The organism is Synechococcus sp. GEYO, assembly GCF_900473955.1.
Lineage (GTDB): Bacteria > Cyanobacteriota > Cyanobacteriia > PCC-6307 > Cyanobiaceae > Synechococcus_C.
In genome coordinates this window covers 1-26,695 of record NZ_UCNL01000006.1, presented here as the reverse complement: position 1 = coordinate 26,695, position 26,695 = coordinate 1, and the positions used below count along the sequence as shown (strand labels likewise).

Sequence of the window (26,695 nt, the reverse complement as noted above, 5' to 3'; positions counted from 1 at the left end):
TGCAGTTAGGAACATCATGAGCACGACTTGCTGGGATGGCAAGTCTTTGCGATCTGCTTGGTTCAGGATCGCCTGTGATCAGGTTCCCAGCTCTCCCTCTTGTTGAGCGGTTCAGAAGCTTGTGAGTATTCAAGGCGTGGGCTTGACGATTGAGCTGGGGTCAGTTCGCTCAACGTTAGAAACCCTTTTCAGGTGTTTCGAACTCTCTGAACAGAGCACCGGCTTCTTCAGCACAATCCTGATTGATCAGTGCACGAATGCGAGCCTCCCACCATGGCCCAACGCTGGCCTGAGCATGTTGGAGAAACACTGGATCAATGAATTGAGGCTTCGCGTTCTCAGATTCTGTGAAATCGCGTTTTGACAAGACTGATCTCTGTGATGGCGAAAAAATTACCGCCCTGCTCAGAACAGCATGTATTGATCAGATCACGCTCAAGTAGCGATTGAAATCCCTGGTCACTACTGCGATGCGTTGTTAAGGACGTCTATTTCGCTAGTAGCTGGCTTCAAAGCGGCTTGCATCGCTGCCATGACGCGCCATGCTGCTTCTGTTGTGCAACGCGTGAGGGGTTATGAAGTGCATCCCAGGGATTGGGGTCTTGGCGCTGCTCGGTCTCAGTTTTAACAGCTTTGCACTTGCCAATATCAAAGACGAGTTTCAACGTGCTCAGGGTTGTGACTTTTTTAAAGCCGAGTATGTCAGCGATGTTGGTGTTTATAAGGATTCCAAGGTGCGTTTTTGCATCAGCGCTGATCAGCAAGAATTGATCTATGTGATGGCAATGGGTACATCATGGGTGGTTCCATTTAATCGTCAATATCGTTCTAGAGGCATCCTGAGTTTGAATACATTGGAAGAGAACCGCCTTGTTCTTTATCAGAAGGAGGACGGTGTGGTGACGAGAAAAGTGCTTGGGCGCAAGCGTGGTTCTTGATCCGCTGAATCGGGTCGTCCAGCCCAGTCGCTCGTTCTAGTCCGCATGTTTGTTGGGGCTTTGCTGATCTGTTCTTGCTACTGGCGTCGTCGATGAACTGTTCGATCGTTAGCTATTTGACAGTCTTCCTGGGATTTCGATGAAAAGCTTTCTGAAAACGGATTAACATGGCGTACCAAGCGCGGAATTCTCAGGCTCCACGGCGAGGTTCTATGCCTCCGAAGCACCAAGATTCCACAAACTTGAAAATTGCCTCGTCAACTTCATTGACTGAAGAATGGCAGCCAAGCCAGTCACAGCTTGAAAATCAAATCAATAGTGCGATCGAAGATATTCGCATGAGTCTTCAAGCCCTTCAATCTGACATTGGAGCGAGCGATCGCTATCTCTTAGGGCTTCTGGATGTTGTTGCCGATGATTACCGCGCACAGTTGCCATCTGGAAAATCCTGATCATTTTCTATTGTGGGTATCGAAGAAGGGAGGCCGGCTTGATGCTCTTACGGAATGGAGAATTGATACGAATGCACGTTAAAAATATTTGGCTGCTCGTTTATCCCGATAAATGATTTTCGCCTCTGGTTCATATGACACTATCTCGGATTGCATCTAGAAGATGATGTCTGATTAGTTGATGCAAGCGAGTCGTTACGGCATGGTGTTTCTTAGTGCTCTGATTGGCGTCTCACTGATTTTTTGGTTCACGATCGGGTTTTTCAGTCACGTCAGCTGGTTTCAAAACACTTTTAGGCGTGAGGCTGAGAAGATCGACCGTCAACAGTTGGCAAGTCAGGGTCAAAGCCAAATCGTGACTGGTGGCGGAAGCCTGACGGCCAAAAAAGGATTTGTTGTTGCCTATTGGGACGATATCAATCAATCGTTCTCTTCTAGTGTTTCTCAGAATGCGGAGAGGAGTCCGATTGTCTTCGATATTGCAGCCATTAATCTCGTGGCATTCACTTCGATTTGCATCCTTGCGTTCGTTAGCAGAGGTCTATTCCATTCTTTAGGATTAATGTAAAACTGGCAATGATAATGCCATTCGTTTCGGTTTTGATCTGATCTTGAGATTGAGCGTTAGTCGTCGATTCGCTCTAGTAAGATGTTGCATTGTCGGTCCATCTTTACATCCCATTTTTGGTTGTGTTTGATGGCTTCGAATTCGTAGAGCCCATCATCAATATCTTTGTCGATCACATTAAATCCTCGCGCGGTGAGTTTTTGTGCGCACTCGGAAATTGTCCGGGGTTGGGCATGCGCAGTGGTTACTGTCATTCCCACCATTCCCACTGCGATCAATAGTGAAGACTTGAAGAAAAGTCTCATGGATGATCCCTTGCTGACTACTCGACGTCTAGCAACGGATCTTTGATTCTGCTAAGGGCTAGTCATTAAGATTGAGGATTGATCGGAGCTCACTTTTTTCTGCAATAGCCGGCTCCGATATTCATCCACCCTTCCTTGCAGGCTTCTCCATTCGTGGGTGCAACCTGATAGTAGATCGGTGAAACACAGTTTGTACCAAGTGTGTTGACGTAACCCAGGGGGCATTGGTTATGTCCCTGAGCTTTGGGGATTTTTTTCTGGGCGAGGGCAGCACTCGGTGCCACGAGCAGAGCGAGCAGAATCAGGAGTGATGGGCGCATCGTTAGCTTTGGTTGTTCTTGGACATGTGATTGAAGCCAGGTCTACCGTAACGGCTAGTGATCCGACTAAATCCAGTTCTCCTGCAGGCTCGCTGGTCGACCCGTAACAACGCATGGTCGTGCGTGGGCTGAGTCACGGATCGCGCCCGAAGACTTGCTTTGATGCCGTTTGGGTCTCCTCAGCTTGATTTCGATAGCTTGGTTTTGATGGCTTGATCCAATCGCATTCATCACTGTTGCTTTTGCCAGCGTCCAGGGAGTGGCGTTTGTTGCGATGTTGCCTCGACGCAGCGATGGAGGTTACTGTTAATGCATCGCAATGTTGAGTTGTTTCCTCCCGCATAGCATGAATGGTTTGGTGATTGGAAATCTTGAACTTGATGCACTGACTTCGACTGTTTTTGTGATTGCAACAGTATTCTTTTTGGGCAGTTTTATCTTCGTTTCTAGGACCAATGACATGATTGGTTCCTTGAAATCTTTGTTGCCTCAAAGGAAGAACAGGAAGCCTTTGCCAGGTCCTGACGAGCCACTCTGATTTTGTATTAATTTGATTATTTCAGTTGATTGTTTTTGCCGGTTGTCACTATTCGGACACCTTGCTTAGAAGCGGGTTCTGCAGCGAGCGGCATGAATTTGTAGCTCGCTTTCAAAGCGATTGTGCGACGGAGTGTAAGCATGCGGAGCTTTATTGCCCGTGTCTAATGCTCCGGCTGAGCAATCAAATCTCTGCTGATCAATGTTTAATTGAAAGGTGTCTATTTGCAGGTTTGGTTTTTGTTTGGGTATGGGTTTTGGCTTTTCCAAGGGTGGCATCGGCGGTGTGACTGCTCCTGTTAAAAGCAATGCGAACCACATACAGCCCTCTTGGTCATGGCCGATTGTGTCCTATGGCAGCGGTGAGCGGAAGTGGGCTAGGCCTAAACAGCGATGAGCTCAAGCCAAAGCAGGCCGCTGAGAGACAGCGCTGCAATGGCAAGCGAAAGCCAATTGTCTTTGAGAACGCGAGTCATTCAGCGTGCGCATCTGCATCAATAAACCGAGCTCTGGTTCAATGAGCAAGTTTTTGAAGCGTGCGAGCTGATTCCTGAATCTGGGTTCAATGGTCAGACTGGTCTCTGCTGCTTCGGTTGCATGTCACAGGAGATCCCGCTTCAGGAACAGGTGCGCAAATGGTTTCGTAGTCACCTTTTGGGCCGTGAGGTGGAGCTTCAAGAGCTCTATGAGCTTCCTCAGAGTGAATTAGATCTGCTCATGGCAGAAACCGCAGAAATCCGTTCAGACGTTGAAAACCGTGCTCGTAGCCATGGTCGCTGGTGTACTGCTGGATACATGCTGGAACTGGCCCGGATCATTGATGCCAGGAGGGCAGAGGTTTGATGAGCACCTCGCTCTTCTGGTTTCAGCCCGAGCTGCGGTCCATCACTTTGTTGAGCACGGCTGTTTTGATGCGAGCGCGGTCTCGCTCTACATAGATCGCAGCCCAGTGCTCCGGCTTGTTTGTGTCATGGATCGCCTTGATTTCATCATCAAGCTTGTCAAGCATTTCATCGACAAATGCTTCCGGGACGTCCCCAAACGTGTCATGCTTGCTCAGCGATTTGTCGAGTTTTTTGAAGAGTTTCGTAGCTCGCGACATGAATTAGGGCGGAAGTTCTCTTGATCATGCCTCTTTGCGGGGTGAGGAGCCGACTTGATCCGAGATCGCTGATTCTTGCTGCCGCCGATCGCCGATCAGCAGTGTCGCTGCTGATCAATTAGAAGGAGGTGGTCTGGTGCCGATGTTCATTCATGTCTAAGACTTCTTCCCAAGCCTCCGTATTCAATCCACTCGCCATGGTCGACATGTGGCAAGACATGCGTGCTTTGGTTGAGCAATGGGAATTAAAATATAACTCCAGCCCGGCAGATTCAGCTGCTGCTTTTCAAGAATTCTCTGCAGCTCTTGTGGATCAGCCGCAAAGTGCATGAATGCGAAGTGAAGGCTAGTTCAAGCTTTTTAAATGACAATGGCTTTGCTATCGCTTTGCAGGTACACAAGCACCATCAGGCTGTCAGCCATGGCGATGTATTTCTTGTCTGAGCCATTGGTCTTGTTCTTAGCCTAATTTAGTCTGCAAATTAAGAGTATGCTTCGCGATCTATCTAGATCCATAGTCTCCCGGTGCATCGATAAAGTGATCGTCTCCAAACTCATTCTTCTCTGATTCTCTCTCAGAATCAGTCCAGGATCCTTAAGTCGAGCTGACGCTGCACCTGCACTCACCGGACATGATGCATTGGCTGTCGATCGTGGCCTTGACGCAGGACTTCAACTGTTGAGCTAACAGATTGCTGGTTTCGCCAACCTCTTACCAGACCACGCCGCCCTTCGGCAATGAGTATGTGACCTCAGGCACATGTTCTATGCGATACACATACTGAAGGCAGGAGAGGCGTCGAGCACTTCTCCTTTGGTGATAGGTAGACGGAGGCCGCGAAGGCCTCCTTTTTTCTCTGGCAGCTGCTGCGGAGAATCAATTAATCCTCGAACCCATCCCAGCCTTCCTGCCCAATTCCGTCGAGTCCGTGCAGAACGTGGGTCACCTGGGTCGGATGAACCCAGCGAATGGCTCCGTCATCAACGTCCGCGACCTGAAAAAGCGAGTGAAGTCTTGAATGTTTCTCCCATCCCTCGCAAAAAATCACCTGTCCAAGCCACCAGTTCTTTTCGATATCAACTCTTTCGCTGGCATGAGTCAGCTCCCTGACGATGACAAACTGACCAGGTCGGACCGACAGAAAAGACGAAGCTGCATCAATGAGGTTTGAGGTGGGTGGCCCCAAGGGAGGATAAGTTGGCATGGAAGTACGTTTGTTCTTCCTCTGGTCTAACCCTGGTTCGACGCCCAAGGAAAGAGTAAACACACGCACTTGCAAGGATTAGGTATTACTTCCCTGCTGCCCTGCCGATGTCGTGTAATGACCGGGCTTCAAGCCATCCTCCGCTAGGAACTCAGCGTGCGCGTGGTTTCGCCTAGTCCGATGCTTCCATTGAGTGGAAGCATCGGAGTCGCAGTTAGACGACCAATCGAACCTGTCGACGATTGGATTGACAACCTGGCATCAGTTGGTCTCAACTCCCGGCATCGCATGCTGCATGAAAAGCAATGAATTGAGCCACCAGGCCTTGCATTTGTGCAGCACTGGCCTCGATCAGCAAGCTTCCAGTTGCTGGCTGTCAGACCAGTCTTCTGACAGTGTGCTCAGCAGATCGCGAATCGCATGATTGGAACATGCCGTGTCCTGAACAAGGTCATCAAGGATCTGTTCAATCTGATCACAGGCTTGATTGACTCGTTTGAGCTGCTCCTCAACGGGCCAATGCTCCTCCATTGCCAGTGTGGTTTCGTCCATGGACCTGAGACGGCGGCAGTTCAACCGATCGTCACCACAATCAACCCATCTGTCGACCCGCATCTCTACCGGTTCGAAGGTCTCAGAAATGATGTTGCCCTTGATGCCGTTAGGCAGCCTTGTTCTGGCCCTCAGAGAGCTTTCTATGAGCTTTATCCGCTTTGCGAATGATTTTTTGAGCTTGCTCCCTGGTTAAGCACTCTTCCGCTTTCAGCTTGAGCCTCACAAGTTTGCGGTGCTGTTTGTCTGGGTTCATCTATTTCACCTGCTTTCAGTGGCTTGTCGCTCGAGCGTGCTTTGAAGGTTAAAACGCGGTTAAGCAATCTCATCGTACAGCCAGTCACGGGGCGAATGCGCTGTTGTTGAGCGTTGTTTGATCATTCAGAGATCAAATCATCAGGTGTTGGCTCCTTCGCTGAGCCATGGGTGATGCCAAAGGTCTGTTGAGCTTTCGTTGTCGCACCAGCTCATGGCCATGATCTCAGCGCTGCATGGCTTGATCTGCTATTGCCAAAAGTCAAGAGATTGACTATGCAATGGCCGGCTCTTTTGCCACGAACGCACTCTCGCTCCTTTTCTCTCGTCATAACGGTTTTAGAGTTCGTCGATGTTCGTAGAAGTTCGCCGCCAAAGCCCGCCGGGGGACTGTTGATTATTTTTTTTGAGAAAAATGCCTAGCGGCAGTGTCGAAGTCATACTTTTGCATGTTTTGCTGCGCATTTGCTCACGTAGATCTGCATCTTGTTGTCTTGCTGTTGGTTGCATTCGCTCAATATGGGTACAAGGAATTAACGCGTGAGTGTTAATCTTTAAGGGCTGTATTGATGCCAATTGTAAATGTTTGACGAAGCAATCGTTACAGCACAAGTTTTTTGCGCGGCCAAGATTCAGTCAGCATGACAAAGGATTCATGGAGCTTGTAAATCAAGATCTTTCTGCATATTTAATGATTGGTTCTTTGGCTGTTTTGGTCTTAGGAACGCTCTTGTATGGGATTTACACCGCATTTGGTGCTGGCTCTGTGCAGTTAACAGATCAGATTGAAGAGCATTCAAGGCTGCATAAGCTCGGCATTGCGCATTCTCATCAAGGCCAAGGCAGGGCTGTCGCACGTGGCGGGCATGCTCATTCAAGCCATGATGTCATCAACTCCTGAGCTCTTGAGTTGTTCCATGTCCGTATCGAATATCCTTTGCTTTGGCCAATGAAACTGGTGCACCTCGGTTCCTTAGGCTTTCGCAGGTGATTGAGATGACCGGTGTTGGCAAAACGTTTATTTATACTCACATGGAAAAAGGTAGTTTTCCAAAGCAGATACAAATTGGTTCACGGACAGTGGTGTGGTTAGAGCAAGATATTATTGAATGGATGAAGAGTAAGATTCATCAGAGTTAAAGGTTGTTAGGACGCGCGAATGAGTCCCTTCGAAGTGTCACAATCTAATCTTGCCGTCTAGTCCGACACTGCAGAGGAGCACAGTGTCGGCTGTTTTGTAGACGACCAATCGCATCCTGTCGAGACCACGATCAGGTCTTCAAAATGGCATGAAGTTCTTGATCAGTCTGCATCACTTGTATCTTCACGCATGGTGAAATGACCTTCTTGGATTCGTGGTTGACTTCTTGCGTTCACGGCGCTAAATCTTCGTCAAACTCAGTGGTCGAGCTTGTCTCCTTCCTCAAGAATGCTGAAACAGGCTTCGCTGTTGTTCGTTCTTAATCGAATCATATCCTTATATTCAGGTGCTGCATAGGCCGCTTTCGCTGCTTCAACGCTCGCAAATTCAATCAGAACAATGAGATGGTCAGGGATCCCTTCCTTTACAGCAGTGTGCGCATCTAAGATAAACATTTTTCCCCACATTTCTAGAGATATGGTTCGGCGGCGGCTGCGTAAGCCATGAAGCCTCTTGGATCGTTGATGGTGCCTGTTGCCAGCCAGCAGCCCTTCGCCATGAATTGATCAATCTCTATTCTTCATTCTGATGATCGCGTTTGATTCATGCAGTTCTCGTTGTTTTCAGCCTTGTTTGCTCAAACACAGTGATTGATCCCTTGGCTTGCGATCAAGGGGTGCACCCGTTGGTTATCTCTCACCGTCTGACAAGCAGAAAGAGAGAAGCAGCAGCAGGGCTACGGCGATCAGCATCAGCTGTCTGGATTCATCTCATCATCCCGGAAGCGGAAATAAACCGCGAGCACAAACACCCAGAACAAGGCTAGAAACGCAATCATTGTCAGATCGTCAGTGCGTTAAACCGGTGGATCCCAGCAATTATGAATGGCCATGAGTATTTATACTGTGTTCTGCGAAACCTCAGGCGGATATCAGCTCACGGAAGCCTGTTCGGCTCAGATGTGAGTGAGTCTTTGATTGAGAGGTCTTGTCCTGCGGCTGCTTCGTCAATGTGTCTCGAGGGAACGGGCTGTTCTGCCGTTTTGAGTTTCAGCCCTGTCCATGACAAGGACTCAGCCGCTAATCATGGCCTGCTGGGTCCGATGACCAGTGGCTCAGTCATTGGCTGTTTGATGATGATGGTGTGACTTTGACGGGTAGCGATTTTTTCCAAAGGTTCGTGGATCACCAAGCCTGCTCCGAAGATGCAAAGACCAGTGAAGGCGATTGAAACAGGTAGTACCCACGTTGCAGGTGTTTTTGGATGTGATTGATCCATCTGTAACTGCGAGGCTTTGCAGTATTTAAACTGCTAGAACTGACGATTAGGATGAGAAATGGTGCTTTCTCACGTAACAAGGTTTATCATCATGTGATGTCGATTGGTTTGATGCACTTTATATCTGCGGTCTTTTTATAAGTTGTGAGAACTTTGGAATCGCTTAATCGATTCCCATGACTTTTTTGTAGGCAGGTCTCTGTTTGGTTTCCTCGATGAGTAAGTCAATCTGCGGATAAGGACTGAGATCATCATTCGGAAAAAATAGCTTGATGTAGGCAAGATAAGCTGTCACCGCGCAGTCAGCAGCACCCCAAGTATCGCCGACAAGAAAGCCCTTTGACAGCTGCATGTTGAGTTGCTGCAGCAGTCTCGGGAGTACTTTCGCTTTTTGGTCTGGGACAAAAATGGCAAAAGCTAGGGTCGAATTAGCGAAATGAGTCCACTGGCTGATCAGAGACTTTTCAGATGCAGTCATCGCTTCTCTGCCGTGATGTTCGGCAAGGTGAAGCAGAATGGCACCTGATTCGAACAAGGTGGTCGGCCTTCCTTCTGTATCTGTGACCGACTGGTCGCACATTGCCGGAAGTTTCCCAAAAGGGTTCACCGAAAGGAAGTCAGCTTGTAAGTTCTGACCAGAACTCAGAGCGATGTCGATGAGTTCATAGGGAATTCCTTTCTCTTCCAGGTACCACCTGGGGATTGATGCACGCGTTTGCGGCCCTCCGTAAATGGTGATCAGCATTGATGGCCAGGTTTCATTGAAATATTGAAAGTATCGTTCACAACAGCAGAGTAATTCTACAGGCTCTTTTAGATCATATGGCGAGGCAGGCCATTGCTGCGAAAAGTGCTATGCCTGTCGATTTTTTCCTCGTTATGAGTAATTAGCGTCTGTCTTTGTGGGGTTATACCCGAAGATATCCAGCATTTGATTTCTCAAATTAGCTGCAGTTTTTATCGCTGGCAGCAGGCGCTTCTCTTGAGCGGGTCTTTTTTTGATGACGTATTCAATGTCTTTTAAAACCATGTGAATCATGTTCATTGCCAGGATGCACTGGGCTTCTTCACAATGATTTTGTCGGGTGTCTGTGTACATTGCAACAACTTCTTTGATGTAGTCTATGAAAATAGTTTTTGAGTTGTCTTGGGCGAATGCATCCTCAGGCTTCCATCCCAAATGTTCAATCAGTTCTCTGCAGCTAACAAGCGCAGAGCGAGTTTGTGCGTCCTCTTGAATCTGTGACTTGATGAAATGATAAATGTTTGATATGCAGTATTGTATTCCATAGATAAGGCTATCTTTTTCCTCTAAATCGTTTTGGATCCTCGACCAGACAATTCTTGCGATTCGATCATCTGGAAGCATTTTCGATAATTCTTCTAATTCAATTGTGCGTGAATTTAGCTCTTCATTGAGATTATGATTCATAATGATATTTCAATGGCCATGGGCAAGATCTATGGCTTGAGCGCATAAGATATTTCAGATCAATACTAGCTTGACTGCTCGATCCCAAGCATCCGACGGGATTAACGATTCGCGACTGAACCAGCGGGAACGCTGACAGACCCGAGGATCATGTCTATTGAGGAGAGGGATGCATGTTTTGCTCAATGGATCCAAGCAAACTGTCCGGCCTTGTCTTGGTTATCGTTGGCGCCGTCCTTTTTGTGACTGCTGTTCAGCTTTACAGCTTCTGGGTAAGCGAGGTCCTACTGGCTTCACCAAGGAAGAGGTTGAACGAGAAGGTCGAGACTTTCAAACGCTCCATACCGAATTTTTCCTTGCGACGACGTAAGGCTGCATAACAGCCGCTGAGCTTGAAGACATGACGTTGTGAATGTCTTAAATCCTTTCAGAAGCCTTTGATGTTGATGATCAACCATCAATGATTTCAATCTTAGGAAGAGCGCTCTTCCATGACCTCGGTTAGGCGTGTGATGGCTGATGCCAGTTGAGACTGGGGGTCAGGCTTTGATGATTCAACGACTTCTTCTTGACGCTTCATTTTTTCAACAACTCTCACAACAATAAAGCAGGCAAAAGCAATGACAATAAAATTAATCGTCGCCACAATAATTTCTCCCCCTGGCAATTGCTCTAAGGATTGAACATTCGCTTTTTCCAATGCTGGTTCAAGTGCATTGCTCATGATTAACTTGACAGTTGTATTAACCACCTTCCCGAATGCACCTGCGATGATCACAGCAACGGCTAAGTCGACTACGTTACCTTTGTTGATAAAGGCTTTGAAATCCGAAAGGAATGTTGTCCTTTTTGCCATGGTGACATGATCGTCTCTCCTACTCTTTAGCTACAGATTGCCCAACGCCCCATGATTGGAGTCATCAACATATGTCCCTGCCTCTTGACGAAGGCGTTGATGGTTCTTTCTGCTCTTGTTTAATCACATATTCGGTCGCCCATTGGACCGATGAACACCAATTTGGAGGGTTTGTTTGATGGTTCATGCTTGGTTTGATTGATATTGATTCTAATTAAGCGATGCTGTTTTTTCGAACCAGGCTGGTAAATTCCCTGATAAGCATATTGTTTGATCAGGTTCAATATGATCCTTTTCAGTAACGACAAACCATTTTTCCTTGGCATTTTCTGGTCCGTCTTCAAGATAGAGGTCGCTCGGTGCCCTGCTTGGGCATTTGCCCGTCATCAGCACGATCTGATCGGCTGCATCAGCAACGGGAACAAGTAAGATTCGTTCCGCATTGAGCCCATAGAATTCATCGGTAACGACGTTGTATTTTTGCGTATTTGCATTTGCGCTAGCGGGCGATGTCAGTAATAAGACAGCTACCATAATCAAGCCCCAATTAAAATGAATCAACGATGCCAATCTTTTGTTGAATGTCTTGGGTGACATGTGATGATTTATTGATGCTTTCATTGGTTGATGGTGATTATTGAATATTTATTTCTTTGAGTAGATCTGATCTAGAAAAGTGGCGGTTTCTTCAACTTCCAGCATTAAATCATCCATCGACATGATCAGTGTCCATGCCGCGATGGCTGCATCTTGATCCGTCACATAAATTGCCATGAGTCTTTTTCTCCATTGCTCCGGCTGTCCGTCATAGTTGGCTTTAAATTCGTAGAAACTTGGCCTCATGGAATCATCTCTTCTTCTGTCATTGATTAACACTGCGCTTTGACCGTGCATGAGTGCCTTCATACGCAAGGTTGTAGCATTTGATTGCCCTTCTGTTTGTGTGGCACTCCCGCTGAGTTTTTTAAACAGCAATTCATCGTTCTGGCGACTAGGACTGAGCCAAGCTCTCTCTTATTCTGTTCTGTTGATCTCTGTGTGACGTGATGTTTTGAATAGTGCCGTCATTTCTTGGCTTAATGATGTTCAAGCGATCCAGATTCATAGTTGTGATGATCTTGATGGTCACAATATGAATCTGTCTCAGAGCTGACAGGGCCTTATGCTGACGAGGTCTTTGGCCTGAGTCGTGCGCGTGATCCAGTGGATTTGATGTTCTTCATCTGTTCCCCTGCGCGCCAGGATCAGCATCGGTACTGAAGGTAGACCTCGTTCAATCTGGTCACGGTAAAGGCTTATAAGATGTCGATAACGTTGCGCTGACCAGCCATGGTTCGTTCTGTCGCGACTTTGCCAGTAGGCATTCAGAGCCCGTTGACAATCTTCCATCCCAAATTCCTGCCAACAATTCTGTTGAGCCAGTAGTGGATCGATGCCTTGCGCGATCAGTTGCTGGTAATGCATCAGCTCAGGCGCCTCATCGCGTCCATCAGGAGGGATGTATCGCACCAGCTCGCTGAGTCGTATCCGATCGAGTCGCAACCAGCATCGATCTCTTAGGAGCACTGGAAGCTCCCATGACCAGCCTGTGGCTTGGCTGACATCCAGTAAGACATCACGTAGTCCAAGGCGTTGGTTCTCGGTGAGCCCTGCTAGAGGCTGAGTGTTGGATGCCACTGGTCCCGCGCCCCTCTGCAACTCCATGATGATGTCTTTTTAGATCTGCTTCCCGTGGCCTCGGCTCACACCATCACGTGGATCATTCGATCAGTGCTGATGAGCTCTGGTAGGGGGGGGAGGGCTGAAGACGCACGTCAATTCAAGGATGATTCGCTCTTGACCCAATGCTTAAGGTTCGACATCTCAAGTGAGGAGGTCAGCTTGGGGCTTGATCAGATTGCCAGACGTCTGACATTGGATCCCGCACCGGCTTGGTGTAAGAGCCGCCTAGCTCCTGTTGGGGTCGTGTGATTCCAAGTTCTTGATGACACTTCTTGGCGATCTGACTGGATTTCTGGTGGAATTCCTTCCAATGAATCAGTCTCTTTTAATTCCAGATTTTGGGGTAATCCGGTTGCATCGAAGATTTGATCGAATTCATTTATTTATTTGTAGATCCTCTGGTTATCATATTTGTTCTGAAGCGTGGAATTTTGATGAGCTTTTGAAGAGTGCTTTCTCTATACATATTTCGAATGAATGTGTTAATAGCGTTTATTTTTCCCAGCCTTTTTGACCTGAATCAATCATTAGAGATAACAGGGCATTGAGAAGCACGATTCCTGAAATTAAGTTTGGGAGACCTGGATGATGCTTGTTGCTTTGCTCTGGCTGTCTGCTCATTTAACTTTCTTCACGCTCATCCTCTGACCAGTGGCACAACTTTGTTCTGCTCCATGCCTGCTAGGCTTAATCGTGTGGTCTGTTCGGCATTAACATGTCGAAGCTCTCCACTGTCGGTATCGACAACAGCCAACATCTTCACACTGTGAATCTCATTGAATTGATCTAGATTGCCAACGATCCATCCTATCCACCAGTCAGTATCAGTTGGGTCAGGATTGAGCGTTGATTGCACGAGAACCAAGTCTCCTGCTTTGACCCCGATAAAGGGAGGTCGGTTATTTCTTGATGGCATGGCTCTCCAGCTTTGCTGTTCAGAACCTCACAACCTGCTGTCGCCAAAGGCGTAGGTGTTTTTTAAGGTCTGAATTTGGAAAGGGCCATAAGCATTAGAACCTATTCAAAGATTGAGTGTTGTTGTTTGGCAGGCATGCTTCATTTTTCTCTACAGTGAGTTGCTTCAAGAGTTGATCCTCATGCTGACCAACGACGAACAAGAAGAGCTGCTGGCCGCAGAAAGGCGTCAATTTCCTGGCAATGCTGATCTTGGTCGTGTCGATACCCAAAAGGCGACCATTCTCGGTCAGGCTTGGGTCAAGTGGCGTCGTGCAGAGATTCAGCGAGAGGCATCCTCTCAGGGCAGGCCATCTTGACGCTTAGTTATGGATGAATCGGGTGTCTGAGAACCCCTTTGGCCTTACTGAATTGACTTGATGTGAATTGTGTTCAGATCAAGCTTATGAATGTTTTGTGGATGGATAGTCATAGTTTTGGGCCTCGCTTTTGATTGAGCCTTTGGCCTTAACTGCGCTTCGTATGTTGTTCGAGCAGCGTGCGGGTTGCTGTGCCTGCCATCCTCTGACTTGAGTGGCCAAACTTTGTTGGTTTTGAGGACTTTCTTATGGCAGCTGGTTAGGCCTCATGGCTCAACGCCAGACGGATCAGATGGCTGCTCTGGCAGTTCGTCAAATTCAGTCAGACAAGATTGGATGGATTTGCGGACACCGACGTGTTGTGTGTGTAACTTTTGATGGAGGACCGTTGGAAGACCATGGCTTTTGAAGCGAAGGACAAGACTGAGAGGTTTATGGATGCCGCTAAGGAGCGTGCCAGGGCTGCGATGCACGAGACCTCTCCCAAGCTGACGTCTCTTGAGAAGGGGATGCTGAAGGCTCTGAAAAGCCGTCAGCGACCTGTTAAGCACAATCAAAAGACCACGGTCCGAGGTTGAGCTGCTGTTGAAGCACCCCTTGTTCAGATGGAGTGTTGCAGCTAAATCCTGATGTCACTGAACTCAGCTGAGTTCGGTGACTCACCCTCTTGTTTTCAGGATCAGAAGGATTTGCTGATGATTCCGCCTGAGCCCTGTCTCTGTCATCCCATCCAACGTCAATAGTTGCAGTGATCAGCTTGCAGTGACTTTTGATTCAAAAGTAGCGTGCTGATCATCATTCGCCATTCAAAACGTAAACGGTGTCTTTGTTTTTTTGCAGCGAATTGCGTCTCAGCGCTTTCTAGTGCGAATTATTTCAACAAAATTCTTAATATTCGTGAGTGGAGCCAACGCAAATAAGCTTGAGTGGGAACTAATTGATGACCTCATTTTGATTCCAAGTTTTTGCAATCTTTCTATAATGCCCGTTTTGCAGTGCTGGTAATTGATGCGATCTTTTGATATCAAGCTGCTTTAAAAAATGGACTCATCGCATCGCGACTCGGCGGTGAATCAAGAGCAGGTCTGCGATATCGAGTTTTTCCATTTCTTCTAAGAGCTCTTCGTAGTTCAAGGTTGACGTCGCTTGAGATGGGATTTGCGAGTTGACCATCTGATACCAACTTTAGATTGTAAATAAAATAGTCGAACCGTAACGGTTTGTAAACGGTCAAATGTTGCAGTGTTGGCCAGCGTGGCCTTTGAAGGAGTTTTTGCGTATGCAGAGCAGTCGCCCTGTCGCGCTTTTGGCAGAGGCTTTCCATCGCATGCTTAGAGCAGGTCAGCATGAAGTTTCAGTGTGCTGAAGGTCCTGCGTTATTGAAGCGATAAAGCGCTTCTGGTTCGGTCGCACACCCCATAGGTCAGAACTGGTGATCTTTCTTGTGGGTGTCTTTGCAGTGCCAGAACCCAAAACACCATCATTCCCAGACGTGCCTGCACACGGCTGTCATCGGTTGAGGTATCGAAGACAGGTTGATCGTCTCGAGAATGGATGTTGGGAATGATTGCTCTCAATTGAGGACGGTCTTCTATCACGCCTGGTTTTAGGTCGATGTGCCGAATTGGCCCCCTGCGGTGCTTCCGGCTGTTTTTGTTGCACGTCACTTGCCAGCCTTGCTTGTTGAGCCTTTTGGCTCCGATGGATGCTTGTTCCGTTGGCACTTCAATGAGGCGGAATCCTTCGCCTTTGCTGCAATACAGCCTGGTTTGTCCAATCACAGCCTTGCCTATCGATGTTTGAGCACAGCCAATTCGCCTCATTCCTTGTCTCGAGCAAGGTCCTGAAGGCGAACTTGCTTGGAGGCCTTTCCCAGTTCGTCATCGACCACCAGCGCGAATCAACTGACACGTTCTGAATTGAACGTCACCATGGTAAGGGCAATATTTTCACTGCATCTCTTGAATGTGCTTCAAATGAAAGAGCAAGTATTCAGTGGGGCCTTAATGATAAGAATGTGGGCTTCACTCGTATCGCTTTGGTAAGCTGATTGCAGGAGCAAAGGCCTTGGTTGTTCATCGAGCTAATGATGAAATCGCTGTCCATCACCCTGCTTTCGATCAGTCTTATGGGATGTTTTTATTCATCTGAGCAGAAAGCAAAAGAAGCCTGTGAAAAGTGGAGAGTGAAGCGAGCTGAGGTTACGATTACTAGCTTCAGAGATGAGCAGCCAGCTCAACCAGTCGATAGAGCTAAAGAGTTGAAACTCGCTTTGAGTGCAATCGACAAGGAAGATTTAAGCTCTTACAGAGATGCCGAAAAGTTTCGCTCAGAAACAAGAGCATTCCAGATTGATTTTTTCGATGCTCTTGTGGAGGAGGATCAGAAGGGTCTTGAAATGATTGATCATCAAGTCACTGCTCGCTGGTGCAGAACAGACAGCGCGATCAGCCAAATCCTCGGTTATGAAAATAAAAAAGTCATCACAAGAGTCTGGCAGAATAAGCAAGGAGAAAAGGGCAAGGGTGAAGTGGCCAAGCGCTACCGTTATTGATTGCAGCAGATCATTGACCAGTGTTATTTGATGAAGTTAGCAGGGTAAATTGTTGCCATTCTTTCTGGGTGCTATTTTGAGTTAAATGCTTCTGTCGCTGGCATCGCTTCGTTCTGTTCACTGGTGTTGGTCATCATTCCTTGAGCGATTGCTAGTAGGCCCACGAGTACGCCCAGAGATAAAGCGGTCAGTATTAGTCTGTTTGTCCTCATTGATCTGCACTTTTTTAATCAGCTTTGTTGCTTGCTTGGTAGTCTTTCTGTAATGCCAGGTCTGTCATGAACCAATTGTTTGCGGAAATTGCAAGAATTGTAGGCCTTGCTGTTTGTCTGCAGTTGTACGGTCTTGTGCATACTCTTGCAGCTAATTATGGTACCGATGAAAATAAAGCAAAGAAGATTGAAAGAGATGGTTTCTTTTCCAGTCACACCTGGAAGGTGGCGTTTGGAGGAGCTGTTTTCTTTTGGGTCTTGGTGTTCAACTGGGGTAAAACGTGTCTCGCGACTTAGGTTTTAGTCAATGCCTGCGAGCGGCTTGATGTCTTCGACCTCTTCATTCTGTTTGCTGTGAATCTCTTCTTGCTCTTTGGCCTCTGGTCTTCGCTGACTCGCCGGTTTTTTAGCTCTTGGATGGAATTTGGAATAGTGCTTTGGCGTTTTCAGCTAACTGATGCCAGTCGGCTACATGCTCGGCATAGCCATTCCAAATGTTGTCTTCAATGCGAAGGCTAAGAATTACTTCTCCTGATTCAGATGTGATCTTCAGTCTGATTCCTCCATTCCGATGAAGAACCCATGCTCCATCGCCATTTTCTTGGTCGATAAGGGCATCGTGCTCTTCTTTTGTGATGCACTTAGTCGTTAATTTGTTTTTAGTGCAGTAATCAGCCAGTGCCATGAGTTCTGAAATTCCATTCAACCTGTGCATTCGCTGAATGGTTTGAAGTCTCTCTTCAATGCAGTTAGCGGTTTGGTGCCACTCCATATCGTTCCAATGGCTTTTCTCTTGTTTATCTATTACTTCTTGCTGGTTGAGTGCAACGTGAAAGCAGCCTCGGACAGGCAACAAAAAGGGTTCCCGGTATTCCGGAAAACCCCGTAACGACTGACGCCCCCTGATGGATTCGAACCATCGACCGACTGCTTAGAAGGCAGTTGCTCTATCCAGCTGAGCTAAGGGAGCATTCTGGGCATTCTTGCAGTCAAACCAAAGAGCTGCATCTAAGGTTGAAGGCTGCTCAAATTGCTCCATGGCACCCAGCCGGCTTACTGACAGTCAAAAGCAGGAGCTTTTAGTCCGTTATCGCGCCGGCGAGTCCAGCGCTGCCCTCGCTGCGTTTTACGGATGCAGTCCCAACACGGTCAGCCGCACGGTTCGCGCTCTGCTGACTCCAGAGCAATACGACGAACTCAAGTCAGTGCGCGCTCGAGCTGCCACAACCACACCCGAGGCTGATCCCGTGGCTGCCCCTGAGCTGCCTGAAGCTGCAAATGGTCCTGGTGAGCAACCCTCTGAACGGCTTGTTGAGCCTGAGCAGTTGGAGGCAGAAGACGGCGATGGCAGTGCGCCGCTTGCCCTTGATGATGCCGACGATTTTGGAGGCGACGATGCTGATGATGTCGGGGATGACGAGGCCTTCGATAGGCCATCGGATGATGTCTTTCAGGAGATCGCCGTTCTGCCTGTGGATCTGCCGCAAGTCAGTAGGGAGCAGGTCAGCTGTCGACCTTTTGCCGCCGGCGTGCTCCCCGAGAGTGTTTACATGCTGGTGGACAAGACCGTTGAGCTGGATCCAAGGCCGCTCAGTGAGTTCCCTGAATTGGGTGTTCTGAATCCCGAGGAGCTGGTCCGCCAGGCCCTCTGTCTGTATTCCAGCCCACGCTCTGCAAAGCGTCAGTGCGGACGCAGTCAGCGCGTGATCAAGGTTCCTGATACCAAGGTGTTTGAGAGCACGTCTCGCCACCTGCTTGCCAGGGGTATCACCCGCCTCCTGCTCGAAGGCGCCCTGTATTCACTCGACGCCTGATTCAACGTTGTGAGTTCGGCATCAATACCACTGCGAGGCTGCCACCGCTGATCACTCCCAGCACAGTGCTGACGCCAACAATGAACCCTGCAGGGAGTGGGGCTGTCGTCCCAACGCCCAGTTTCAGCCTGTAGCGCTCACTCAAGTTCTGTGCTCCAAGGCAAAGCACGACAAGCAAGGCGACACTGCCGCCCAGGGTGATCAGCAGCAGTCTCAGGCGCAGCAACATGCCGCGGGTTCCGCGCAGCTTTGCTCAGTCTGCCTGTTTCTGCTCCTCATGCAGTAGTGCGTAGAGCTCGCGTCGTGATCGTCCGGCGCACTTGGCCAGATCCTTCGCTGCATCACCAGGCTTCATGCCTTGCTCGATCAGTGCTGCGAGTTGCTCACGGCATTGAGCGTCATTCATGGCGACTTGCTCCTGTTGCGGAGCCCCACCCAGGACCAGGGTGAATTCACCCTGGGGAGGGTGTTCTTTGAAATGCGTCAGGGCAGCGATCACGGTTGGTCCCACCTGTTGTTCATGTCGCTTGGTCAGTTCACGGGTCACCTGTAGAGCCCGTTGATCACCACAGAGTTCCTGTAGTTCTTCCAGAAGTTTCAGCATGCGATGGGGAGCCTCGTAAAGCACGGTGGTGCGTTGTTCTGCAACCACTGCAGTCAATCGTTCGCGTCGCTCGCGCCCCTTGGCAGGCAGAAACCCTTCAAAGCAAAAGCGGCCACTGGGAAGGCCACTGCTGACCAGCGCTGTGGTGGCAGCGCAGGGGCCAGGAATACAGATCACGGCATGGCCGGCTTGTCGTGCTGCAGCTACAAGGTCTTCTCCAGGGTCACTGATCCCGGGTAATCCGGCATCGCTAATCACGGCAACGCTGTGGCCGCTGCTGAGTTCATTCAGCAACTGGGGAATGCGGCTGTGCGTGTTGTGCTGATGAAAGCTGCAGCGGCGCGCTTTCGATCCCAGGGCTGTGAGTAGTTGTCCGCTATGTCGGGTGTCTTCGCAGGCAATCGTGTCTACGTCGATGAGCAGTGCCCGCGCTCTTGGTGAAAGGTCACCCAAATGACCGATCGGTGTGCCCACCAGATACAGAACACCAGCTTCCGGTTCGGCGCGCTGCTTCACAATGGCTCCGCCCAGATCACTCCATGATGCCGACTGCGATGAACCTGCCTGCCGGCATCAGTCAGGACAGCCTCCTAGAGGCACTGCGCCCTCTCTGCTGGGGAGCTGCAGACATCCTGCGGGCCTATGCCCGCGGTGAGCAGCCTCCCCATGGCTTTTCACGGGCACTGAGTGTTGACCATGGTGGTGAGGGACCTGTGTCTGCGGCGGATCTGGCCGTGAATCAATGGTTGCTGGAGGGTCTGCATGCAGCGTTTCCTGATGCTGGTTGGACCTTGCTCAGCGAGGAGACGGCAAAGGAGCAACTCACGGAGGGCGAGCCATTGCCTGCTGAATGGCTCTGGATTCTCGATCCTCTGGATGGCACCAAGGATTTTTTGCAAGGCACTGGTCAATACGCGGTGCATCTGGCGCTGGTACAGGGTCAGCGTCCGGTGCTGGGTGTGGTGTTGCTTCCGGAGGCGGATGAGCTGTGGTTCGGTCTGGTTGGTTATGGCAGCTGGTGTGAAGATCGGATCGGTCAGCGCAGCCCCGTGCGCTTCAGCGACCGCAGTGCTGAGGGCGAACTGATCATGGTGGCGAGTCGCAGTCATCGGGATGATCGCCTCGAGCGACTGATCGCGGCTCTGCCTCTCTCCGGCTCCAAGGCAGTCGGCAGCGTGGGCTGCAAGGTGGCCACGATCCTGCGCGGTGAGACCGATCTCTACATCTCGCTCTCAGGCAAGAGTGCTCCCAAAGACTGGGATATGGCAGCCCCTGAGGCCGTGTTGCTGGCGGCTGGTGGTGCCTTCACCCATGCGGACGGTCGACCGCTCTCTTACAACAACGGTGATGTGCGTCAGGCGGGTTGTCTGATTGCCAGCCATGGAAAAGCCCATGCCGCGCTTGAGAAGCGTGCGACGCGGGCCATGGGCGAGATCGATCCAGGCTTTCAGGTCTGAGGTCTGATCAGTTGGTGGGCACTGGCTGAACCGATTGTTAGCTGGTGATCTCTCGTGCGGTTCCCAGTGTTGTCTTGAGCTTCAGAGCCAGGGCTTGCCTACCCAGTGCAATTATCTTGAGCGTGTCTTCGTGGAATTTCAGTTGGCTGTCGGCCACGCGAACCCCACGAATCAGCTCTTGTGCCTCTTGAGACAGGGAATCGATTGCATATTTTTTTCCGTCAAAGGTAAGGACAGACTCCGATTGGCCTGGTGTGGATTGCTGACCAGCAGTGGTTGAGACAACCATGTTGAGTGCCCCTCAAGCGCAAAAAGAAGGTGATGGGCTTGGCCCATTATTTTTGTCGTAGCACAACAAGGGTGGTGTCGACATCAGTCACTCCTTGGAAAGCACGCGGTGGAACCGGCCGAAAGCACCAGTCTTTAGGTTTTGCACGGATTTGAGTATTTATGCTGTGTCGCGATGGACTCGTTTTGCGATAAACATCCCCATGCTCGGGCGCTATTGGCCTTCCAGGCTTTTGGTGCCCATACGCGAATGCGTCCAATTGGTCCGTCAACTAGGGAAGCGCCATGCCGGAAGACAACCGCAGCATCGAGCTGGATCTGGATAAAGATCAACCGGTTGAAGCGAAGAAGGTTGAGGGGGTATGGGGGCTGTACGAAGAGTTAGCCAAGGCCAAGGAAGAAAACGGAACGACGCCACCCGTTGCTGATTTCGGCATTGCGCGTGAGGCAGATACCAATGGAGTGGACTGGCTCAATGGCCGTCTCAATTTCTTCGATGGAGATGGTGAGCAACTTTCAGGAGACGAATGGTTCTCGATGAATGGTGGCATCAGCTCTGGAGGTGTCGTTTCAGCCGGGGCTGTGGATGCATTTCAAGATGATGTGGTCTTGGGTGATGAGGCCTTCAATCAGGCAACCACCAATGATTTCAGTCAACTTAATAGGGCCACTAATAGCCTTTTAGATCAATTGGAGGTGGGTGAAACTGGCACGATTGCCTTCAAACCTCAGGATTTAAGGCTTGAGGGTGATAATCAGAATTATTATCCAACTGATGAAAATAACGATCTGGCGAACGGCATACCAATCGCTGAAGTCACAAAGATTGATGAGCAGTTGAAGCGTGCCGATGATCAGGAGGTGCGCTTCTCAACCTCTTGGCAGGGTACGGGCACAAACGAGTTGGTGCTCGATTCAACCCCTGTCAATGGAGCCGACTTTGCCCAGAAGCTCAATGCGCTGATCAGCACGGACGACAACCTTGGTCCCTTTAGCTGGTCGAACATCAATTTGAGGCCGACTGAGGAGACCCGTGAAGATGGCATTAACCGCCACATTTACTTAGACCTCAAGGACATTGATGATCCTGAGGGAGCAGGGCGTTGGATGCCCAATCAACAGATCGGAGCTTCAAACCAGCCGGATGGAGATTCTGATGCTTACTCCTATGAGTATTCATCCACAAACAGCTGGAATTTCAAAGAGGTTTACTCGAGTCTCAAGGAAGGGGAGTCTGCGACATGGGAACTGGAGCGAATCCATATCAACGCTGGTAATAACTGGACTGATGTTCGCTCAGATAGTGAGCGAATTGATTCGCCACTGAAAGTCACCTTGGTGGAGACTAACCCCAATCCCACCAGCAGCAGTCTTGATTTGGAGGGTCTTTCCTATGAGATTGACTCTGAGATCGCAATTCAGACGATCTTTGATGAGCAAGGGGTGCTGGATAAATCGTTTATCGATTCATTGATTAAGAGTGATGAGCAATCGGTCGATTTCTGGAGTAATTATCGTGCGGATGTAAATGGACAAAGTTTCCATTTCTACTCTAGTGCTCGAGAAACAGAGTGGAATGGAAAGCAGTTGCAGGAAGAGTTCAATCTCCCCTGGAACTCACTTGATTTTATCAATGCTGCCATCGAGAGCGGTGTTGAAGAGATTGAGTTGACGAGAGATTGGCATGGCATGAACGTCAATTCTGACTCTGTTGTTGAGAGTTATCATGGAAGTGTCAATAGAGATGGTCATATTCGTAAAGACCATCGCCTTCCCAATGATTATGAGGGCGCTGCTATTGATCCCGTTGATCCTTCGTCAATGTTGAAGGCTCCGGAAACGATCACCCTCTCGATGGGGGACCTTCAGGGTCTGGCTGAGAAATTCACGAGTGATGAATCCCGACCAGAGGTTTTGCGTTTTGGCGATTATGAACTCTCCAACAATCTACTGAGTCTTGATAATGCCCTGGTCGACAGTCTTTCTGGTGATGCCGTTGAGTATGTAGCTGTCTTGGGTAGCCAGGCTGAGCGTGCTGGTGATTACCGATTAGATATTACGGCTGAATCACTGTCCGAGGTGCACAATTTGGAAGCGGTTGAAGTGACGATTCAACTGGATCCAAAGCTGTTTGAATCGATCAATCTAAGTGATGTTCAGATTTCGAGCCAATTGCCAATTCAGAATGCAATTCAAATAGATAATGAGTCTGGCACCGTCACCTTGAGTGGTGCGAGCTTGGCGAATCTGGGCCAGGGATCGATGATCAATGGTGAAGAAGCTCTAGCATCGATTAATCTGAATTTTGATAACGAGTATCTAGAAACAGTTGCATATAATGAAGTTACTGGTGAGTTGGAGTTATCGCCGATTTCCTTCCAAATGAGTGTTGGAGATGAGGAGGCGGTGTTCTCGCGTAATTTCACCGATTCAACTGGTCAGTTAAATCGTGATATTCAGAGCTTGGCCGAGCTGAATGGTGATGTGGCTTTAAACAGTGATCGTGTGTCGCTGATCAAAGAGATCGTGCGGATGGAGGAAGAGAGTGGTTTGACGTTGGGAACACAGCGCACGATTGGTGTGAAGGGTGAATTCACCAATCTTGTGCGTGAAGGAGCCACGCTTGAGGCAACAACGGAATGGCGGAACACTGGTAACACAACGGTGAATGGTTTGGAGGTGCAAGGAATTGAGAATGAGAATGCTCGGCTCCTGGATGCGCATTTCTCAGAAGGTAAGGATTATTTAGCTAGTGGTCGATTTATCAATGGTGACTGGAATGCCGAGGCTGCGGGATCAACGGAAATCACCGCCAAGGTGGAGGTGACGGGTAAGGCTGGTAATGTGCTGGACCTCAGTGAGGGAATCCTTGGTGTCTCGACAGAGACATCCGAAGAGGTGTTTGAGAACGAGGAAGGTTCCAAGAACCTCATTACCTATCAGGGCGATTTGAACTACGACGGCCGAGTGTCTTTCAAGGACTTGGCCTATCTCAATGCAGGTGCTGCTCGCCAGGAACTGGTGGACAAGGTTGATGCCAGTGGGAAAGAGGCGACCAATGAATTCGGCAGTGTCGAACAGGTCGCGACAAAGGAGAGCTACGCCAGTGATGTGGATGCGAACTACGACGGCAAGGTATCGATTGCTGATTTGAGTGTTCTTGAGAAGGACTGGGGCAAATCGCTGCACACCGGTGATGAGTCATTCCTGGGTTCTGGTGAGAAGCTTGATTTTGAAAGTATTGATGGTGATGGAACCTGGGATAACTCAAGCTTCAAGCGAGAAAATGCAGTGGCAGCCGAGCAGATTGCTGAGGCACAAGAGGCTGCAGGTGCTGTGACGGAAGCAGTGGATGAGGGAGTTGGTGGTGGTTTGAGTGATAGCCCAGTGGAGTTGAAGGAGGACGATGGGCTGCTTGGAGCAGAGCTGTAGAGGGTTGATTCGATTTTATCTGTTGATGGCTTTTCAATTAATGTTTTATGGAACGTTTATCACTAAGTAAAACCTCTGATCTTCAGAACGGATTGCCTGAAGACACAGCACTGTCAGCTGGTCTCTTTGGTAAATATGCGTACTTCAGTGGTGAGCATGATTCAGAGTCCTATGAGTACATTCGCGTCTCCGACGACTCTGTTCTGGAAGCCCTGCAAGGGGAGGGGACAATCTCAGCCTGGCTGTTCCGTGATGTTGAAGAACAAGATAGTGACTGGCGGAATGTGTACGATATTCCTAACTCGCATCTGTTGGAATTTTCGCCATCAGGTGGCTTTGATTGGCGTGCAGAGAATGGACATCAAGACTTTTTCAACGTTAATGGACCCAAGCTCGGCCTTAATGAGTGGGTCCATGTAGCTGTCACCATGAGTGAAGATGATGATGGTGGCTATGTTCCCTCTATCTATGTCAATGGGGACCTGACAGAAGAATCAACAAATTGGCAGATTGGTGAACAGGGAAATGAGAATGGTTTGCACACCACAACAGATGATTTGTATTTAGGTATTCTGTGGAGTCAGAATGGTGAGGATGGTAAGAGGGGTAATCCAGATCCATGGAAAGGTGGTATAGACGAATTCAAGGTATGGAAGTCAAGCCTTTCTCAGTTAGAAGTAAAAACCCTTTTTGCTGGTGAGTCGGATGTAAGAAAAGAAGATCTTCTGATCCATTTTGACTTTGAAAATGTCTCTGATGGGCAAGTTGTTGATATTGGTGGACATAACGTGATTGGTGAAGTTGTGGGTGATGTTGCCTTTTTAGGAGAGCCTGCCTTGCCTCCGGTTACAGATAATTTTCTGTTGAAACTTGACAATGCCCTGGTCGACAGTCTTTCTGGTGATGCCGTTGAGTATGTAGCTGTCTTGGGTAGCCAGGCTGAGCGTGCTGGTGATTACCGATTAGATATTACGGCTGAATCACTGTCCGAGGTGCACAATTTGGAAGCGGTTGAAGTGACGATTCAACTGGATCCAAAGCTGTTTGAATCGATCAATCTAAGTGATGTTCAGATTTCGAGCCAATTGCCAATTCAGAATGCAATTCAAATAGATAATGAGTCTGGCACCGTCACCTTGAGTGGTGCGAGCTTGGCGAATCTGGGCCAGGGATCGATGATCAATGGTGAAGAAGCTCTAGCATCGATTAATCTGAATTTTGATAACGAGTATCTAGAAACAGTTGCATATAATGAAGTTACTGGTGAGTTGGAGTTATCGCCGATTTCCTTCCAAATGAGTGTTGGAGATGAGGAGGCGGTGTTCTCGCGTAATTTCACCGATTCAACTGGTCAGTTAAATCGTGATATTCAGAGCTTGGCCGAGCTGAATGGTGATGTGGCTTTAAACAGTGATCGTGTGTCGCTGATCAAAGAGATCGTGCGGATGGAGGAAGAGAGTGGTTTGACGTTGGGAACACAGCGCACGATTGGTGTGAAGGGTGAATTCACCAATCTTGTGCGTGAAGGAGCCACGCTTGAGGCAACAACGGAATGGCGGAACACTGGTAACACAACGGTGAATGGTTTGGAGGTGCAAGGAATTGAGAATGAGAATGCTCGGCTCCTGGATGCGCATTTCTCAGAAGGTAAGGATTATTTAGCTAGTGGTCGATTTATCAATGGTGACTGGAATGCCGAGGCTGCGGGATCAACGGAAATCACCGCCAAGGTGGAGGTGACGGGTAAGGCTGGTAATGTGCTGGACCTCAGTGAGGGAATCCTTGGTGTCTCGACAGAGACATCCGAAGAGGTGTTTGAGAACGAGGAAGGTTCCAAGAACCTCATTACCTATCAGGGCGATTTGAACTACGACGGCCGAGTGTCTTTCAAGGACTTGGCCTATCTCAATGCAGGTGCTGCTCGCCAGGAACTGGTGGACAAGGTTGATGCCAGTGGGAAAGAGGCGACCAATGAATTCGGCAGTGTCGAACAGGTCGCGACAAAGGAGAGCTACGCCAGTGATGTGGATGCGAACTACGACGGCAAGGTATCGATTGCTGATTTGAGTGTTCTTGAGAAGGACTGGGGCAAATCGCTGCACACCGGTGATGAGTCATTCCTGGGTTCTGGTGAGAAGCTTGATTTTGAAAGTATTGATGGTGATGGAACCTGGGATAACTCAAGCTTCAAGCGAGAAAATGCAGTGGCAGCCGAGCAGATTGCTGAGGCACAAGAGGCTGCAGGTGCTGTGACGGAAGCAGTGGATGAGGGAGTTGGTGGTGGTTTGAGTGATAGCCCAGTGGAGTTGAAGGAGGACGATGGGCTGCTTGGAGCAGAGCTGTAGAGGGTTGATTCGATTTTATCTGTTGATGGCTTTTCAATTAATGTTTTATGGA

General features: G+C 49.0%; 32 protein-coding genes and 1 tRNA gene. 16 read left to right on the top strand and 17 right to left on the bottom strand.

Going from position 1 to position 26,695, the window contains the following annotated elements; translation table 11 throughout:
- Positions 1-602: 602 nt before the first annotated feature.
- The 3 genes from DXY37_RS04220 to DXY37_RS04210 all read left to right on the top strand — a co-directional run bounded on the left by DXY37_RS04220 (position 603) and on the right by DXY37_RS04210 (position 1,958).
- The gene (locus DXY37_RS04220; RefSeq protein ID WP_244276854.1) at positions 603-938 is read left to right on the top strand and encodes a hypothetical protein; all 336 of its coding nucleotides are present in this window, start codon (positions 603-605) and stop codon (positions 936-938) included.
- A 212-nt stretch (positions 939-1,150) separates the two neighbouring features.
- The gene (locus DXY37_RS04215) at positions 1,151-1,390 is read left to right on the top strand and encodes a hypothetical protein (protein ID WP_115125528.1); all 240 of its coding nucleotides are present in this window, start codon (positions 1,151-1,153) and stop codon (positions 1,388-1,390) included.
- A gap of 181 nt (positions 1,391-1,571) precedes the next feature.
- A complete protein-coding gene (locus tag DXY37_RS04210; protein WP_136975553.1) occupies positions 1,572-1,958 on the top strand; it encodes a hypothetical protein in 387 nt (128 codons plus the stop codon).
- A 56-nt stretch (positions 1,959-2,014) separates the two neighbouring features.
- On the opposite strand, the gene DXY37_RS04205 is transcribed toward DXY37_RS04210, so the two are convergent.
- A complete protein-coding gene (locus DXY37_RS04205; RefSeq protein ID WP_115125526.1) occupies positions 2,015-2,263 on the bottom strand; it encodes a PepSY domain-containing protein in 249 nt (82 codons plus the stop codon).
- A gap of 89 nt (positions 2,264-2,352) precedes the next feature.
- Positions 2,353-2,583, bottom strand: a complete 231-nt coding sequence (locus DXY37_RS04200; protein ID WP_115125525.1) for a hypothetical protein — start codon at positions 2,581-2,583, stop codon at positions 2,353-2,355.
- A gap of 1,134 nt (positions 2,584-3,717) precedes the next feature.
- Here DXY37_RS04200 and DXY37_RS04195 point away from each other — a divergent pair.
- The 3 genes from DXY37_RS04195 to DXY37_RS13035 all read left to right on the top strand — a co-directional run bounded on the left by DXY37_RS04195 (position 3,718) and on the right by DXY37_RS13035 (position 4,554).
- A complete protein-coding gene (locus DXY37_RS04195) occupies positions 3,718-3,963 on the top strand; it encodes a hypothetical protein (RefSeq protein ID WP_067092664.1) in 246 nt (81 codons plus the stop codon).
- On the top strand, positions 3,941-4,246 hold the full coding sequence (locus DXY37_RS13245; RefSeq protein WP_170951780.1) for a hypothetical protein: 306 nt from the start codon (positions 3,941-3,943) through the stop codon (positions 4,244-4,246). The genes DXY37_RS04195 and DXY37_RS13245 overlap by 23 nt, the downstream gene beginning before the upstream one ends.
- A 128-nt stretch (positions 4,247-4,374) precedes the next feature.
- Entirely contained in the window at positions 4,375-4,554 is a 180-nt protein-coding gene (locus DXY37_RS13035; protein WP_136975552.1) for a hypothetical protein, read from the top strand.
- 549 nt (positions 4,555-5,103) lie between these two features.
- On the opposite strand, the gene DXY37_RS04185 is transcribed toward DXY37_RS13035, so the two are convergent.
- A complete protein-coding gene (locus DXY37_RS04185; RefSeq protein ID WP_244276884.1) occupies positions 5,104-5,496 on the bottom strand; it encodes a DUF3104 domain-containing protein in 393 nt (130 codons plus the stop codon).
- A gap of 282 nt (positions 5,497-5,778) precedes the next feature.
- Entirely contained in the window at positions 5,779-5,979 is a 201-nt protein-coding gene (locus DXY37_RS04180) for a hypothetical protein (RefSeq protein ID WP_136975551.1), read from the bottom strand.
- A 910-nt stretch (positions 5,980-6,889) separates the two neighbouring features.
- Between DXY37_RS04180 and psbN the strand changes: the two genes are divergently transcribed.
- The gene (gene psbN, locus DXY37_RS04175; protein ID WP_244276852.1) at positions 6,890-7,135 is read left to right on the top strand and encodes a photosystem II reaction center protein PsbN; all 246 of its coding nucleotides are present in this window, start codon (positions 6,890-6,892) and stop codon (positions 7,133-7,135) included.
- Positions 7,136-7,176: 41 nt separating this feature from the next.
- Positions 7,177-7,374, top strand: a complete 198-nt coding sequence (locus DXY37_RS04170; RefSeq protein WP_256377360.1) for an AlpA family transcriptional regulator — start codon at positions 7,177-7,179, stop codon at positions 7,372-7,374.
- 258 nt (positions 7,375-7,632) lie between these two features.
- On the opposite strand, the gene DXY37_RS04165 is transcribed toward DXY37_RS04170, so the two are convergent.
- From DXY37_RS04165 to DXY37_RS04125, 8 genes are all read right to left on the bottom strand, one after another.
- Entirely contained in the window at positions 7,633-7,842 is a 210-nt protein-coding gene (locus DXY37_RS04165) for a DUF1330 domain-containing protein (RefSeq protein ID WP_115125520.1), read from the bottom strand.
- A gap of 974 nt (positions 7,843-8,816) precedes the next feature.
- The gene (locus tag DXY37_RS04160) at positions 8,817-9,398 is read right to left on the bottom strand and encodes a glutathione S-transferase family protein (RefSeq protein ID WP_115125519.1); all 582 of its coding nucleotides are present in this window, start codon (positions 9,396-9,398) and stop codon (positions 8,817-8,819) included.
- A 132-nt stretch (positions 9,399-9,530) separates the two neighbouring features.
- Positions 9,531-10,085 carry a hypothetical protein gene (locus tag DXY37_RS04155; protein ID WP_115125518.1) on the bottom strand — a complete coding sequence of 185 codons (555 nt, stop codon included), beginning with the start codon at positions 10,083-10,085 and terminating at the stop codon, positions 9,531-9,533.
- 472 nt (positions 10,086-10,557) lie between these two features.
- Entirely contained in the window at positions 10,558-10,941 is a 384-nt protein-coding gene (mscL, locus tag DXY37_RS04145; protein WP_115125516.1) for a large conductance mechanosensitive channel protein MscL, read from the bottom strand.
- 210 nt (positions 10,942-11,151) lie between these two features.
- The gene (locus DXY37_RS04140; protein WP_115125515.1) at positions 11,152-11,538 is read right to left on the bottom strand and encodes a hypothetical protein; all 387 of its coding nucleotides are present in this window, start codon (positions 11,536-11,538) and stop codon (positions 11,152-11,154) included.
- A gap of 48 nt (positions 11,539-11,586) precedes the next feature.
- A complete protein-coding gene (locus DXY37_RS04135) occupies positions 11,587-11,916 on the bottom strand; it encodes a hypothetical protein (RefSeq protein WP_136975550.1) in 330 nt (109 codons plus the stop codon).
- A 168-nt stretch (positions 11,917-12,084) separates the two neighbouring features.
- Complete coding sequence (locus tag DXY37_RS04130) at positions 12,085-12,618, bottom strand: hypothetical protein (protein ID WP_244276850.1); 534 nt, start codon at positions 12,616-12,618, stop codon at positions 12,085-12,087.
- 682 nt (positions 12,619-13,300) lie between these two features.
- Complete coding sequence (locus DXY37_RS04125; RefSeq protein ID WP_115125512.1) at positions 13,301-13,579, bottom strand: DUF3104 domain-containing protein; 279 nt, start codon at positions 13,577-13,579, stop codon at positions 13,301-13,303.
- Positions 13,580-13,760: 181 nt separating this feature from the next.
- Between DXY37_RS04125 and DXY37_RS13240 the strand changes: the two genes are divergently transcribed.
- From DXY37_RS13240 to DXY37_RS13235, 4 genes are all read left to right on the top strand, one after another.
- Positions 13,761-13,937 (top strand): hypothetical protein, encoded by a 177-nt coding sequence (locus DXY37_RS13240; protein WP_170951779.1) that lies wholly within the window; start codon positions 13,761-13,763, stop codon positions 13,935-13,937.
- Between the two features lie 377 nt (positions 13,938-14,314).
- Positions 14,315-14,515 (top strand): hypothetical protein, encoded by a 201-nt coding sequence (locus DXY37_RS04115; protein WP_244276848.1) that lies wholly within the window; start codon positions 14,315-14,317, stop codon positions 14,513-14,515.
- 1,511 nt (positions 14,516-16,026) lie between these two features.
- On the top strand, positions 16,027-16,491 hold the full coding sequence (locus tag DXY37_RS04105; protein WP_170951778.1) for a hypothetical protein: 465 nt from the start codon (positions 16,027-16,029) through the stop codon (positions 16,489-16,491).
- A 278-nt stretch (positions 16,492-16,769) separates the two neighbouring features.
- On the top strand, positions 16,770-17,000 hold the full coding sequence (locus DXY37_RS13235; protein ID WP_170951777.1) for a hypothetical protein: 231 nt from the start codon (positions 16,770-16,772) through the stop codon (positions 16,998-17,000).
- Between the two features lie 109 nt (positions 17,001-17,109).
- On the opposite strand, the gene DXY37_RS04095 is transcribed toward DXY37_RS13235, so the two are convergent.
- Together DXY37_RS04095 and DXY37_RS04090 are read right to left on the bottom strand one after the other, a co-directional pair.
- Positions 17,110-17,556 (bottom strand): hypothetical protein, encoded by a 447-nt coding sequence (locus tag DXY37_RS04095; protein WP_136975548.1) that lies wholly within the window; start codon positions 17,554-17,556, stop codon positions 17,110-17,112.
- Positions 17,557-17,599: 43 nt separating this feature from the next.
- Positions 17,600-17,673: transfer RNA gene (locus DXY37_RS04090), tRNA-Arg, on the bottom strand.
- 67 nt (positions 17,674-17,740) lie between these two features.
- Between DXY37_RS04090 and DXY37_RS04085 the strand changes: the two genes are divergently transcribed.
- Complete coding sequence (locus DXY37_RS04085) at positions 17,741-18,517, top strand: helix-turn-helix domain-containing protein (protein ID WP_115125506.1); 777 nt, start codon at positions 17,741-17,743, stop codon at positions 18,515-18,517.
- A gap of 1 nt (position 18,518) precedes the next feature.
- Here DXY37_RS04085 and DXY37_RS04080 read toward each other — a convergent pair whose 3' ends face one another.
- Complete coding sequence (locus DXY37_RS04080; RefSeq protein WP_115125505.1) at positions 18,519-18,746, bottom strand: hypothetical protein; 228 nt, start codon at positions 18,744-18,746, stop codon at positions 18,519-18,521.
- Positions 18,747-18,770: 24 nt separating this feature from the next.
- Positions 18,771-19,637, bottom strand: coding sequence for a 16S rRNA (cytidine(1402)-2'-O)-methyltransferase (rsmI, locus tag DXY37_RS04075; RefSeq protein WP_115125504.1), 867 nt, complete (start codon positions 19,635-19,637; stop codon positions 18,771-18,773).
- Between the two features lie 23 nt (positions 19,638-19,660).
- Here rsmI and DXY37_RS04070 point away from each other — a divergent pair, with 23 nt between their 5' ends.
- Positions 19,661-20,578 (top strand): 3'(2'),5'-bisphosphate nucleotidase CysQ, encoded by a 918-nt coding sequence (locus tag DXY37_RS04070; RefSeq protein ID WP_115125503.1) that lies wholly within the window; start codon positions 19,661-19,663, stop codon positions 20,576-20,578.
- A gap of 37 nt (positions 20,579-20,615) precedes the next feature.
- Here the strand turns inward: DXY37_RS04070 and DXY37_RS04065 are convergent, their stop codons facing one another.
- On the bottom strand, positions 20,616-20,867 hold the full coding sequence (locus tag DXY37_RS04065) for a DUF6447 family protein (protein WP_115125502.1): 252 nt from the start codon (positions 20,865-20,867) through the stop codon (positions 20,616-20,618).
- Positions 20,868-21,151: 284 nt separating this feature from the next.
- Between DXY37_RS04065 and DXY37_RS04060 the strand changes: the two genes are divergently transcribed.
- Positions 21,152-24,298 (top strand): hypothetical protein, encoded by a 3,147-nt coding sequence (locus DXY37_RS04060; protein WP_115125501.1) that lies wholly within the window; start codon positions 21,152-21,154, stop codon positions 24,296-24,298.
- 92 nt (positions 24,299-24,390) lie between these two features.
- Positions 24,391-26,643, top strand: coding sequence for a LamG-like jellyroll fold domain-containing protein (locus DXY37_RS04055; protein ID WP_206749756.1), 2,253 nt, complete (start codon positions 24,391-24,393; stop codon positions 26,641-26,643).
- The last annotated feature ends 52 nt before the right edge of the window (positions 26,644-26,695 follow it).